Source organism: Paenibacillus sp. FSL F4-0087 (assembly GCF_038020215.1).
GTDB lineage: Bacteria > Bacillota > Bacilli > Paenibacillales > Paenibacillaceae > Paenibacillus > Paenibacillus taichungensis.
The window spans coordinates 6897161-6909649 of sequence record NZ_JBBODJ010000001.1; the positions used below are offsets into that span (position 1 = coordinate 6897161).

Sequence of the window (12489 nt, forward strand, 5' to 3'; positions counted from 1 at the left end):
GACTCCGTTTGCTTAGTTCCGCTCGGGACATTAAATCCCTTCAACAATACGCTTCGCCCGAACCTCTACCTGACGGAAAAGTTCTTCCTCATCTATCGTTAGCAGCTGCCTGCCTCTCATCAGTACACGACCATTCACAATGGTGGTATCTACATCAGCTCCATTCACGCTGTATGCAAGCAATGATTCCAGCTCGTGAACCGGCTGCAAATGCGGTTTCTGCAGATCAATCAGAATCAGGTCGGCCTTGCGCCCAGCTTCCAGCACACCCACTTCATCCTGAAGGTTCAACAGACCTGCACTTCCCCGTGTAGACATGTATAGTACCTCTCTTGCGGACAAGCGGGTAGGGTCACCATAATCCAGCTTTTGCAGCCAGGTTGTAGCCTTGATCTCTTCAAACATATCGATGGTTGTCGCACTTCCTGCCCCATCGGTTCCAAGACCCACGTTAATTCCCTGTGCAATCATCTCGGTAATTGGAGCAATTCCGCAGCCCAGCTTCAGATTGCTGACCGGATTGTGCGCTACTCCACCACGCATGCCTTTCAATCTGCCAATATCTCTGCGATTCAGGTGTACGCCATGGGCAAGCAGTACATGTGCCTTTTCGAACATACCTGCCTCTTCCAAGTACTCCGTTGGCGTCATGCCATAGCGTTCACGAATCTTCACAACTTCCTCTTTCGTCTCAGCCAGATGAATGTGGATAGGCACGTTCTCCTGTTCCGCCATCGTGATGACTTCCCGCAAAGGTTCTACTGGGCAAGTATAGGGAGAATGCGGGCCATACATCGTCGTAATTCGACCCTCTGCCTTACCCGACCAACGCTGCACCAAATCGACAGCTTCCTGTAATCTGCGCCCCCCGTCATCCTCCACGAATACCATGCCGCGTGTGAGCGATGCCCGAATACCGGTTTTCGTTACCGCTTCTGCAATTTCATTCATGTGAATGTACATATCAGCGTAAGCTGTAGTTCCTGAACGGATCATCTCGGCGATGGATAATTGTGCTCCCCAGTATATATCTTCGGGTGTCATCCGGGCTTCTGCAGGCAGCATCTTACGGTCAAGCCAGTCCATCAGCTTCAGATCATCCGAGAATGCTCGTAACAGACTCATCGGTGTATGCTGGTGAGCATTGATCAGGCCCGGCATTGCCACTTTATGTTGACCATCCATAATGTCATCACCCGGTTGAGCCTGAATGTGGGGAGCAATCTCTACGATCCGGTCACCTACAATGCGAATATCCCCCTTGAAGGGGGAATCGGTGTCTTTCATCGTTAAGATTGTGGCTTGCTGGATTAAAATACTCATTCGTTTCCCAACTCCTCTAGGTTTGGATTGTCTTACTTCCAAATCCGAGGATAAGCCTTCACGTAACGGCAAGGTCAAGGTCAAGATTAAGTTAATTTTTGAGTCGTCATTGTTCTGAAACTTTGGATAAAAGGTTTGGGATCTATGTTGACCATATAAGGATAGACTCCGGTGCTGGTATGTAGATAGAAGAAACCACCTTCATTCCCCATTCTCCGAAAGGACATGTCGAACACTTCCGTAATGTTAAACTCGCGGTATTTCGTTACAATCTTGTCCGAGTAAAGGATCATGGACCGATCGCTCTGCAGTACTTCCTGTGCGAGACCCGTCACTTCTCTCTGTACTTTGTAATAAGGCAATACAGCAATGCAGTTCATGATCTCCCTCCGTTCTAGCATGATTATTTGTTCCATCATAGCAGATCGGAGAGCCTGAGCAAAAAAAATGATCCAAACACATATATGATTTACGTGATCTTCGTTGTTACTTTCAATGGAAAACGTAGTGCTTCCTGAATATGCTGCAAAGAAAGACATTGTTCAATGTGATAAACACCATGCGGATGTTCCGTCCGATACATTCGCTCCGCTACTGCTGCCGCAACCGCTGCTGTTGCATCTGCTTCACGTTCACCAACCAGCAGCTGCTCGACATGGACTTGTTTGCCCTTTTTCCATCCCACTGCATCTATCTTAACTGCAAACATCGGCGCCCCTCCGGGAATAACCCCAAAAGCCTTGACCGTACCATTACGAAGGGAGGGAATATGCAGTAGTTTGAACAGCCCAATACGTTTCGAGATTGCCATGGATCTGGTCATCCAACGGGAATCGAGACATAACCGAGTGGAAACCGTTGGAATACGAAGTGTACGAGCAACGACGTGTTGATCCGAAAAGTTAAACCGATACGCTTTCCTGCGGCCCAGATCTGCCCCAAAATCAATCCATTTACCATCGTGAAAACTTTGCACTTCGACTGGCTTGCCCTTTTTCATGACCTGATAGGTAGCATTCATCTGATCCACAGTCCACTCCACCGCGGCTTTTCCGTGTTTCTCACCCAGTCCCAGCATAACGGTAATGTCCGCTTTGTCTACTTGTTCCATATGGGCACCTGCTTCACGCACAAGCAGATTGGTCATACCAGGCGACAGTCCCACACTAAGCATGGCTGTTGCTTTGGAACGCTGCATTTTGGAATGCAGCTGTTCGACCTGACCCAGAAAGTCATAATTGGCTGAAATATCGATATAATCTGTCCCTGCTTTCGCACAAGCCTCGACAAATCGGGTATCCGTCTGGTCCACACACATGACCACCAACTTGACCGATTGAAGCACAACAGGATCAATCGCTTTTCGTACATCCAATTGAAGCGGCTGGACTATACCACCCGTAGATCGGCTGAATTCCTCAGCCCGATTCATCCGCGTACCTGCCGCCCATACTTTGCCGGGAAACAATCGTCCCAGTTGCGTACATATCATTTGCCCCACCTGACCGTATCCGCCAACAACCCAAATCTGGTCTTTCACAGAATCTGTTTTAGTCTCGTTTCGCATAATATCCCTCCACCCAAAATGCTCCGAAATAACGTGTAATGTGCGAGAATCCGCATTCTTTCATCAGCCCAATCATTTGTTCAGATGAGATAGGATCCGATTCTCGGCCAAGGGAAGCTGCAAACCGCTCCCATTCTTCAAGCTGAATACCATTACTTAACATGTGATCCTGCCAGGCTTGCATCATGGTTGGATATACAGGCGAATGAAGATCGGCATTCACTGCAGCAATAATGAGTGGCGCCCCAGGCTTGAGTCTGGCCGCTAGATTGGACAGGAACCGTCTTTTGGACTCGATCCCCTGAATAAAATGCAGCATTAGCATACTTGTTGCCCCGTCGTAGACCTCATCTTCCGGTAACGCTTCAAGCATCATGTATTTAAGTTGAACTCTGGCTTCGATTCCCGCTTCCTGGACTCTTCTCTCTGCTAACTGAAGCATCGGCTGGGAAGAATCTACTCCAGTAAACGTCCATCCCGCATGGCGAGAACCAAGCAGAGCTATTTCCTTACCTCCACCGGCTCCGACAATTAGTATTTTAGCCTCGTTGTTATCCGTGATAGAAGCGACAAGCAGCCGCTCCATCAGATCATGCATATGAGAATAACCCGGAATTTTCAGGGCTATCGATTGTTCGTAACGGTTTTCATCCGCCGTATCCCAGCTCATAGATGGTTGATTGTGGTCCATCGATACTACACTCCTCATGGATTTAAGTTAGACTTGACTCTTCGTTCGTCTAATTTCATTATAAAAGGATACGCAGAGCCTACAATCCCAGAACAATGGGATATCTGCATGAGGAGAGGAGATAGCTTTAATGACATCAAGTATGGAACCGAACCAGCGACTCATTACTTCTCTCGAAAAAGGAACCTGGACCTCGCGTACCTACCGGGAAGCTGTCCTAAAACAAATTCAGAATATCGTTCCCTATGACGCGTATTGCTTCACAACGGTTGATCCACAAACTCTTCTTTCAACGGGTGCCGTGACAGAAGACGGCATTGAAGCCATTCATGATCGGCTGTTCGTTAATGAATACATGGAAGAAGACATACATAAGTATGCTGACCTGATTCGCAGCGGTGAGTATACAGCGATCCTTCATGCATCGATAAGCGGAAACCCAGTATCCAGCGCTCGATATCATAACATCCTTCAACCCGCAGGTTTCGGTGATGAACTTCGGGCTGTACTGGTCAGTGGCGGAGCCTGTTGGGGGTATCTGACCCTATATCGCAAGACGGAACAACCCTTATTCACGGAAGATGAGCGACTGAGCATTCAGGCCTGGACTCCTTCTATTGCATCGATGTTACGATCCACAAGTCTGACTCTGGTGGACGAGATTAAGAGCGGAAGTCCCACGGACCCAGGTATTATGATCACATCGGACGCTTTCGAGCTGTTATCCGTGAACGCTCCTGCTCAGTATTGGCTATCGCAATTACGTTTACTGGAGCATGTGGGACCAGATGTATTGCCACGCCCAGTCCGGGCAGTCAGTTCGCATTTACAGCGTCAGATTCGTACAGATTCCGACCTGATGGTTGCGCAAGAACCTATCCTTCATTCGCCTTCCAAAGTTTGCATTCAACTCCTGGATGGCCGTTACCTTGTGCTTCATGCCAGCCGCATGCAACAGTTTTCAGGTCCGGATCAGATTGCGATCAGGCTTGAACAGGCTATGCCCCAGGACTTACTGCCTTTACTCGCCGAGAGTCATGGGTTGTCCATTCGGGAACGGGAACTATTGGGTTACGTGCTGCGCAGTTATTCTTCCAAAGAAATTGCGGAAGCGATGCATATATCAGCCTACACGGTACAGGATCATTTGAAATCCATTTTTGCCAAAACAGACGTATCCTCCCGCCGTGAGTTAATCTGGTATTTTGTATCCCGTTTCCAGTTGTCTGATGAACCAGCTATTTGAAGGTTATAACCTGGACATACAAAAAGATGCCTTGTCCCATGGGACAAGGCATCTTTGCGCTACATGATGGTGCAGAACATCCGTTATATCAACACATACGTTAAATTTATATAATTCTAGTGCACCATTCTCATGAGTGAAAACTTAGGACTTAGCGGGCTTCGCAGGTTTGATGTTTTTGTTCTTTACCTGCACAGCCACGGGCTCTTGCGGGTGTTCAACCGGATACAATTTGCGGAACAATAACGTCTGCAAGACCAGGAATGAACCGCCGATCGTCCAATACAGCGGCATCGCTGCAGGTGCCGAAAGCGAGAAAAAGGCCATCATCAACGGAGAGATATATCCCATGATTGCGAATTGTTTTCGCTGTTCCGGCGCCATATTGGCTTGCGATACCTTGGCTTGGATCAGATAAATTATTGCTACCACGACTGCAAGCACATAGTCAGGCGCTCCTAATTTGAACCACAGAAAGGAGTGAGATGACAACTCCGGCGTAAGCCGAATAGCCGTGTAGATACCTGACAGAATGGGCAACTGAATCAGCAGTGGCAAGCATCCAATATTCAGCGGATTGAACTTGTGCTTCTTGTACAGCTCCATCGTTTCCTGCGAAAGCTTCTGCTTATCGGCTGGGTCGTTTTTGCCCTCATACTTTTTCTTGAGCGCATCCATCTCCGGCTTCATAGCATTCATGATCACTCGGGTACCTTGCTGAGATTTTGCTTGTCGCATCATCAATGGCAACAACGCAAGACGGATAACGAGGGTAATCACAATAATGGCTACCCCATAACTTCCATTAAATATCGTTGCGATGTGCTGAATGAGATACGACAGCGGAAATACAACATAATGGTTAAAGAACCCTGGTGTTGATGAATTAATCTCTGAGACGTTGTTACTGCATCCAGCCAGTAGCATCACTGCAAAAAGAATTGCAATTAGGCCATAGATCCGTCCCTTGCCAGATGTAAAAGTGAACCCCTTGCTTGTCTTATGTCCCATATATATCCTCCTCGTTGTTTTGTAGAAAGTACATACAACGAGGAATGGCAATCTGGTTCATCTTCATCCGGGGATTCTCTTCGTCTGACGATTCGACTTAAAGCTTCAGGTCTGTGTTGTCCGTCCAAGGACAAGGTTGGCAATCCAGGCTCCAGACCACCTCCGGCCCCACCTTCCATCCAGTACTCTGTAATGCCACAATGCAGATGGGCAATATAAGCGTAACTGACTGTGAAAATGAGTCCGAGTGAAAATATATACGGTATCAATTCCTGAAGTTCAAACAAGGGATTCACCCCCTTTATAGGTTAGTTTTTATAGTATAACACTTACATATTGATTTTGCATAAATTCATTGTTGGAAAACAGGTTGATGAATTCATTCCATTCTCAAATTGGACAATTCTAGCTTAGCTCTATGTCTTGCCATATTAAAAGAAGTCCATGAACTCTCTTCACCCAAGTCGAAGTTGGCTTGACGATCCAACATTTCCCCTTTCAAATTCGGGTACTCTCTCTGGGCAAATTCCCGCAATAGCGGAACGGCATCTGCAGATAAACTCGCCAAGTAGGATGTATCAATAATGCCTGTCTGATGATATCGTGCAATATTGAGCTCCGCAATCCGTTTATCCATACCCACATAGTTGACTGTCACATAGGCTGTAAGGGACAGTAGAATATACCAGCGGATCAAAGGTATGGATGTATAACGGATTCGAAGAGCGGCAATAAGCAGCAGCAGGGCCAGAAAAATCATAAATGCATGTACGAGAAATCGAATGTAGGTATATCCGTAAGCCTGTTCATACAGGTTGAGGCGTATAAACGCCGAGTACAGCATGATTGCGGAACAACCCACCAGGACAAAAAGCAGCACCTGATGCACAACTGAACCTATTTTGCCGCTTGAACGCGTGAACTGAAGGGCGATGATCAGGATGAGAAAATTAATGCCTGTTACCAGTATCAGCTCCACAAATCCACTTCTTGCATATTCCGCATAGGACAAGTCTGACGGAAGATGCCCCTCACCCGCTCCAAAAAGATAAGAAAATTGTACAAGCACAAACAGAACGTATACACAGTTGATAACCATCAGCATCGTGCCCATAATGACGGGGTCCAATCTAAAAGGTTCACGATGAGCTTGAGTAGAAATTGCCTCTGATGAGATCTTATTTGCTGTCTGACCCTCAATGATTGAGTTCAAGGAAGGTTTCTCTTGTATGGAATTCATGGAAACGTCTTCTCGCTTTTCGATTTCTGAAGCAACCGTATTTGCTTTTACATTTTTCCAATGTGCATTCTCTCTTTTCTCCGCTTCATATTGCATCGGCTGCACAAATCCCCATACGTAACTGAACAATAAAACGCCCGCAATGAGAATCCAGATCACTCTCGGCAGCCCTGGTGTCAGTGTCAGTTGATTTAACCATTCCGGAAAACCAGATAAATACTGATTAAAAATCCCATCTGCAGAGGAGAGCAGTGCTACGACTACGATGAGGATGGGAACGGATGCGATAAGGCCAATGAATACTTTGAAAGCAACCGTTTTCTGCGTTTTGCCCAAGCCACGTCCTCCTGTTTTCACAATAATGCTTGCAACCGTTCCCCAATGACGGATGGATTGTGGCAGCAAATGGTCCAATGCGGTACCGATCAATCCAATATTCCACCATTGTCTCTGTTTTCTACCGACTAGATAAGTCATATGTAAGATAATAAGCCCTGGTACGACCAGGAAATTAAGTATACGCAGCGGTTTATTGTCGTATAACAGAAACGTCAGCGCCAGCATCAGTACCACCCCAGCCACAAAAGCATTAATCATGGTCAATGACCGCATGCGGTCTCTGGCAAACAAGAACATAAAGCCATAAAAGAGGATAACAAAGATGGGATAAGAAACACCAGGTTCCTTGCCATAAAACAAATACTGATGAATGATAGCTAACATTAATGCCGATAGTAGCGTAATTAAAGCGCGATTGGGTGAAGCCATTATCTTATCAATCATGGGAAATACCTCCATTAACTTTCTAGGTTTAATTCTAGATGATAAAATAAGAATATAAATAGAAATTAAAAACGATAAAACTTCTTATTTTATTATATTGCATCAGCTACAACCTCCAGGAGGAATCCAAACCTTGAAATTACATCAGCAATATTTGCTGCTCCATAGCCAGTTTGGTCAACTTGTAGAGCATGAAGTAACGCTTTCTGACCTTGCGGAACTGCTCGAGTGTACACACCGTAACACATTAACGATCGTCAAAAAAATGATTGCCCAAGACTGGATACGGTGGGTGTCCCAGCGCGGACGTGGACGGCGTTCTACGCTGACCCTGCTTATTCCGGCTGATCAAATTGCTGCAGAATACATGATGCAGGCCATGAATCGCCGCGAGTTGCAGCAAGCCGCCGAACAGGTTGGTGCTTATTCTAGTTCTACGACAATGCAAGATCATCTAAACCAGTGGCTGCTTGGTTATTCTGGACACCATACGGAAACTGGTAGCCATTATGAGCGAATTGATACGCTCAGGTTACCAATCCGCCAACAACTGCATGCGCTTGATCCTCTTTTTATCAATTTGCTGGCAGAATCTTTTGTCACCAGTCATGTGTTCGACGGGCTGGTTCAACGTAATGAACATGGGGAGATTGTTCCTTGTCTGTCTCATACCTGGGATATCAGTTCAGATCGGAAAACATGGTTCTTTTATTTGCGTAAAGGGATTACTTTTCACAATGGACACCTGCTGACAGCCGCGGATGTAGTGTATACATTTGAACGACTGCAATCCACAGAACGGCGGACATTATACCGCGATGTGAGCAAACAAATTCTATCGCTTGAAGCAACAGATCCCTTGACCGTTTGTTTCAAACTCAAAGCCCCTCACGAATTGTTTTTGCCCTTTCTTTCTACGAGCCGTGCAGCGATTGTTTCACAAGCCACGTACGGGCAACATAAAGATGGAGACAAGGAACCAGATGTACCGAATACCATGCAAAGGCCTATAGGAACCGGGCCTTTCAAGGTTACAACCTGGGATGATCACTTGTGCAGACTTGAAGCTTTTCCGATGTATTTTCAAGGCAGAGCCCACCTGGACCGTGTAGATATTCTACAAATCCCGTGGAGTGCTCCTGCACATTTGGATGAAAAACAAGATATCGAATCTCCTTTCTTCCACCTTGTTCATAATCCATCCTCGTCTGAGGGTAGAGACTGGACACAGATTAGTGCAGGCGTGATGGTACGCAAATTACTCACTTGTAATACACAAAAAACCGGACCGCTAAGCGATCCGGATGTAAGAGCACATGTTCAGGCGTGTATTACTAAATTGTATGGGAATGGCATGAATGAAAGTAATGAAGGTGATCCAGGAGATGCTGATAAAGTGTTGATGAATGCAGAAGAAGTGACTTATTTGTCTCAGCACTCTACTTTTGATCTACCTATCCCCTTACACATCACAACCATTCCTCAGTATCGGATGGATGCTAGACGTTTGGCATCGTCATTGGAAATGTACGGCTTCACATGTACTGTCCGCATAGGCACGATGGAGCAATTCAAAGGGAACCTGAGACTGGAATCCGATCTGATTCTCTTCTCCCTGATTCGGGACAGGGACGAAGAATTACGCAGGTACGATCTCTATCTCACTTTATCCGAACATCTGGAGGAATCTTCCAAAAAGAGTGTTCAAGAGATGCTGCAAACTGTTGTTGCTTCGCAAATAGCAGCAGACCGAACTGCCGAACTGGATCGGATCGAACAATTTCTGGTGCAGCAGAGTTTATTATTCCATTTAACTGAAAAACCTGTGGAGACTGCCTACCTGCCTTCCGTTCGTGGCCTCTCCTTTAACAGCCAGGGATGGGTAAACCTCAGACATATCTGGTTCCCATGAATGCTCGTTAAATGAGCATAACAATCCATTCGTTTCAAGATGCGGTAATGATTTTGCATGTTTATGAACTGGTCATTGGGTCGGCATCCACCTTCTGCCGTATTTTTTCATTTCTCTTTGAATGCGTATCCTTCCGACGGTACACACCGAGGAGTAAACCGAGCATGGCATAATCAAACATCAGATGATTACCGTATCCAATAAAAGGAAAAGAAATACTAAGAATCGGAGCCTTCCCAGTGGTCATCGCCAACGAATAGATGATTTGCAATGCAAAAACGGCGGTGATACTGACAATAATCATACGACCAAAATCATCCCGGATGCGAGGAAGCATCTTCATCATACTGATAACAAACCAGATGATCCCCACCAATAACAGGATCCCGGCTGACCAACCAAACACATCAATGAGCAGCACACCTGGGTAATCATAATAACTCGTTTTAAACTTATCGAACGTTGTATCAATCCCATTCCCCCACCAGCCGGCTGATCGAATAATTTCAATAATGGAATAATTGCTATATCCACTCCCGTGAGGGTCATCCTGAAGATTCAAAACGACAGAGAGCCTCTCCAGGCGGCCGTACTGATCTGCAAAAAACAATAACAATACAAAAATACTTCCTGTTACAACAGCACCTATGGCTGTATAAAGCCATTTTTTCGTGAGCCAGCCAAATAAAATAATGCACATTGTGCCAAACAGAAACATGCGAACCCAGTCCGACATTTGAAATAGTAGCACTAACGGTAACGCTACCATTGCAATGTAGGTCAATATGGATTGCATATTACAATTGGAACGAAGCTTGTCCAGCATAATTGTGCCAATGGCAAGTGGTACTACCCACATTGAAACCGTCGTCACATCTAGAACAAAGCCGAATGGTAACGTCCAAAATCTATTTATACCATTGTAAGTTGAAGATAATGCTGGATTGATCCACAGCATGGCATTAAGTAGAATATAGATCCACCAGGCCGCTCTTTTAAACTTTCGATAATCAAAGTAAATAAAGAACAACATAAATATGAAACCCATAACGGTGTATATTACATGATTGCTATATAACTCCTTATATATTTCTACTGTAACATTGGTTGTAAAAATCCACATTAACAACAGGCTAACTGTAGCCAATCCAATTATTCCAACTAACAGCCCCCAATGCATACGATGACGATGCAATCTGTGCATACTTTTGCCCACCACTGCAGGATCACCCATCTGCTCAATGGCGTATGCAGCTGCCTCTTCCTGGCTCAGTCCCTCTTGCTCCTTGTCCAACATCATTTCTTCCATGTGGTTGCCAAGCTCATCACGCAGATCAGTATGTACTTCACGTGCCTTAACCTGACTACACAGTTGATCAAGATAATGTTTAATCTTCTCATGTCGATCCGTCATGTTAAGCCTCCCTCTCCAAGCACCCGATCCACGGCACCGCGGAATAAAAGCCACTCGGCTTTTTTATGCTGTAACGCCTCCACACCCTTGTCACAAATGGAATAATATTTACGTTTCCTACCTTCAACCTCCATCCAGTAAGACTCCACCCATCCCTCAAGCTCCATCGCGTGCAGAATGGGATATAACGTACCTTCTTTTAAATTAAACACACCCTCGGATTGACGATGGAGTTCCTTGATCAATTCATAACCGTAAAGCGGCTGTTCCTTCAATAACGTAAGAATCAATGTCTCCGTGCTGCCTTTAATCATTTGTTTGTTTACCTGCAATGCTGTCACTCCCTTTGTTCATGCTTCAACGTACAATAACAACTACCACTTTTACTACAGTTCATAGAACTTCAAATGAACCTAATAAAACCACTTAGCTATATACATCGGAAATCTATGCATAGTAAAACTAGGTATAATATTACCTGATTCTTCCTTTTCTGTCTAGCTATCAATTGAAGGCGTTTATGATAAAATAAACAAGTCATTTCACACCTGAGGTGCCATTATGACTCTCTTATTCGTACTCACACATTACATATTCTTTCTATTCATTATGAGGAGGCAATTCAAACCATGAGCAAACTGATTTTCTTTCTTGGCGGGGCCGGGAGCGGCAAAACAACCCTTGCTAAAGCCCTCTCGCGTAAACATAAAGCTGCTTTTTTGGATATGGATATCCTGCTGCGTCCTGCTGCTGAAGCAATAATGACCCTGCAGGGACTCGATCCATCCGATCGGGATTCACCGGAATACAAACGGCTGTGCCGTGATTTGGGATACCGTATTACGATGGATGCAGCACTAGACAATGTGCAATTGGGTATCGATACGGTTGTTGTAGGACCCTTTACCAAAGAAATCGGAACTCCGGACTGGATCGAGCAGGAACTCGCACAGATTGGACGTTCCCTGGATGATACAGATGTACGTGTGGCCTATATTTATCTTGCAAATGAAGCTTTGTATCGAAAGCGGATTACAGCCAGACAATCACAGCTGGATGAGTGGAAGCTGGAGAACTGGGATGCCTTCACAGCTTCACTTGCACGTAAACAAGTAGCTTGGCCCTTGCCCGCCTCAGCCGTAGCTTATATCGATAATTCCGATGAGAACCCTGATATCGCTTTTGCTGAAGTCGAACAACGAATGTACGAATAAAATGTGTAATCGAATGGAATGGAACGACCTTAACTTCTCTATTCTCTTTTCGTGCTGCTTATACGCTCAATAAAACTAATTCACACCC

At 45.5% G+C, this 12489-nt stretch carries 12 protein-coding genes; 3 read left to right on the plus strand and 9 right to left on the minus strand.

The genetic code is table 11. The annotated features are described in order from the left end of the window. Positions 1–30 precede the first annotated feature (30 nt). The 4 genes from MHB84_RS30995 to MHB84_RS31010 all read right to left on the minus strand — a co-directional run bounded on the left by MHB84_RS30995 (position 31) and on the right by MHB84_RS31010 (position 3581). Entirely contained in the window at positions 31–1323 is a 1293-nt protein-coding gene (locus MHB84_RS30995; protein WP_076291027.1) for an amidohydrolase, read from the minus strand. Positions 1324–1409: 86 nt separating this feature from the next. Continuing rightward, positions 1410–1703 carry a hypothetical protein gene (locus MHB84_RS31000; protein WP_076291026.1) on the minus strand — a complete coding sequence of 98 codons (294 nt, stop codon included), beginning with the start codon at positions 1701–1703 and terminating at the stop codon, positions 1410–1412. Between the two features lie 89 nt (positions 1704–1792). Beyond that, a complete protein-coding gene (locus MHB84_RS31005; RefSeq protein WP_076291025.1) occupies positions 1793–2890 on the minus strand; it encodes a saccharopine dehydrogenase family protein in 1098 nt (365 codons plus the stop codon). Further along, on the minus strand, positions 2874–3581 hold the full coding sequence (locus MHB84_RS31010; protein WP_083679053.1) for a methyltransferase domain-containing protein: 708 nt from the start codon (positions 3579–3581) through the stop codon (positions 2874–2876). The genes MHB84_RS31005 and MHB84_RS31010 overlap by 17 nt, the downstream gene beginning before the upstream one ends. Before the next feature lie 130 nt (positions 3582–3711). Here MHB84_RS31010 and MHB84_RS31015 point away from each other — a divergent pair, with 130 nt between their 5' ends. Continuing rightward, positions 3712–4827: a helix-turn-helix transcriptional regulator gene (locus MHB84_RS31015; RefSeq protein ID WP_076291023.1), complete on the plus strand. Its 1116-nt coding sequence runs from the start codon at positions 3712–3714 to the stop codon at positions 4825–4827. 144 nt (positions 4828–4971) lie between these two features. On the opposite strand, the gene yidC is transcribed toward MHB84_RS31015, so the two are convergent. The 3 genes from yidC to MHB84_RS31030 form a co-directional block, all read right to left on the minus strand. Further along, a complete protein-coding gene (gene yidC / locus MHB84_RS31020) occupies positions 4972–5838 on the minus strand; it encodes a membrane protein insertase YidC (protein ID WP_076291022.1) in 867 nt (288 codons plus the stop codon). After that, positions 5775–6125, minus strand: a complete 351-nt coding sequence (locus tag MHB84_RS31025) for a hypothetical protein (protein ID WP_175382604.1) — start codon at positions 6123–6125, stop codon at positions 5775–5777. Before MHB84_RS31025 ends, yidC begins: the two co-directional genes overlap by 64 nt. 92 nt (positions 6126–6217) lie before the next feature. Beyond that, positions 6218–7861: a DUF4153 domain-containing protein gene (locus tag MHB84_RS31030; protein ID WP_076291021.1), complete on the minus strand. Its 1644-nt coding sequence runs from the start codon at positions 7859–7861 to the stop codon at positions 6218–6220. A gap of 133 nt (positions 7862–7994) precedes the next feature. On the opposite strand from MHB84_RS31030, the gene MHB84_RS31035 reads away from it, so the two are divergent. Continuing rightward, complete coding sequence (locus MHB84_RS31035; protein ID WP_076291020.1) at positions 7995–9773, plus strand: ABC transporter substrate-binding protein; 1779 nt, start codon at positions 7995–7997, stop codon at positions 9771–9773. Between the two features lie 61 nt (positions 9774–9834). On the opposite strand, the gene MHB84_RS31040 is transcribed toward MHB84_RS31035, so the two are convergent. Both MHB84_RS31040 and MHB84_RS31045 read right to left on the minus strand, forming a co-directional pair. Next, on the minus strand, positions 9835–11187 hold the full coding sequence (locus MHB84_RS31040; protein WP_076291019.1) for an FtsW/RodA/SpoVE family cell cycle protein: 1353 nt from the start codon (positions 11185–11187) through the stop codon (positions 9835–9837). Next, a complete protein-coding gene (locus MHB84_RS31045) occupies positions 11184–11501 on the minus strand; it encodes a PadR family transcriptional regulator (RefSeq protein WP_079344751.1) in 318 nt (105 codons plus the stop codon). Before MHB84_RS31045 ends, MHB84_RS31040 begins: the two co-directional genes overlap by 4 nt. 315 nt (positions 11502–11816) lie before the next feature. Here MHB84_RS31045 and MHB84_RS31050 point away from each other — a divergent pair, with 315 nt between their 5' ends. Further along, the gene (locus tag MHB84_RS31050; protein ID WP_076291018.1) at positions 11817–12401 is read left to right on the plus strand and encodes an AAA family ATPase; all 585 of its coding nucleotides are present in this window, start codon (positions 11817–11819) and stop codon (positions 12399–12401) included. Positions 12402–12489 lie beyond the last annotated feature (88 nt).

What these genes read in the sequence shown, in the direction of transcription:
- MHB84_RS31030 (WP_076291021.1), bottom strand. Translation starts at nt 7,861, where the DNA reads ATGATTGATAAGATAATGGCTTCACCCAATCGCGCTTTAATTACGCTA.
- MHB84_RS31040 (WP_076291019.1), bottom strand. Translation starts at nt 11,187, where the DNA reads ATGACGGATCGACATGAGAAGATTAAACATTATCTTGATCAACTGTGT.
- MHB84_RS31050 (WP_076291018.1), top strand. Translation starts at nt 11,817, where the DNA reads ATGAGCAAACTGATTTTCTTTCTTGGCGGGGCCGGGAGCGGCAAAACA.
- MHB84_RS31010 (WP_083679053.1), bottom strand. Translation starts at nt 3,581, where the DNA reads ATGGACCACAATCAACCATCTATGAGCTGGGATACGGCGGATGAAAAC.
- yidC (WP_076291022.1), bottom strand. Translation starts at nt 5,838, where the DNA reads ATGGGACATAAGACAAGCAAGGGGTTCACTTTTACATCTGGCAAGGGA.
- MHB84_RS31045 (WP_079344751.1), bottom strand. Translation starts at nt 11,501, where the DNA reads ATGATTAAAGGCAGCACGGAGACATTGATTCTTACGTTATTGAAGGAA.
- MHB84_RS31000 (WP_076291026.1), bottom strand. Translation starts at nt 1,703, where the DNA reads ATGAACTGCATTGCTGTATTGCCTTATTACAAAGTACAGAGAGAAGTG.
- MHB84_RS31015 (WP_076291023.1), top strand. Translation starts at nt 3,712, where the DNA reads ATGACATCAAGTATGGAACCGAACCAGCGACTCATTACTTCTCTCGAA.
- MHB84_RS30995 (WP_076291027.1), bottom strand. Translation starts at nt 1,323, where the DNA reads ATGAGTATTTTAATCCAGCAAGCCACAATCTTAACGATGAAAGACACC.
- MHB84_RS31005 (WP_076291025.1), bottom strand. Translation starts at nt 2,890, where the DNA reads ATGCGAAACGAGACTAAAACAGATTCTGTGAAAGACCAGATTTGGGTT.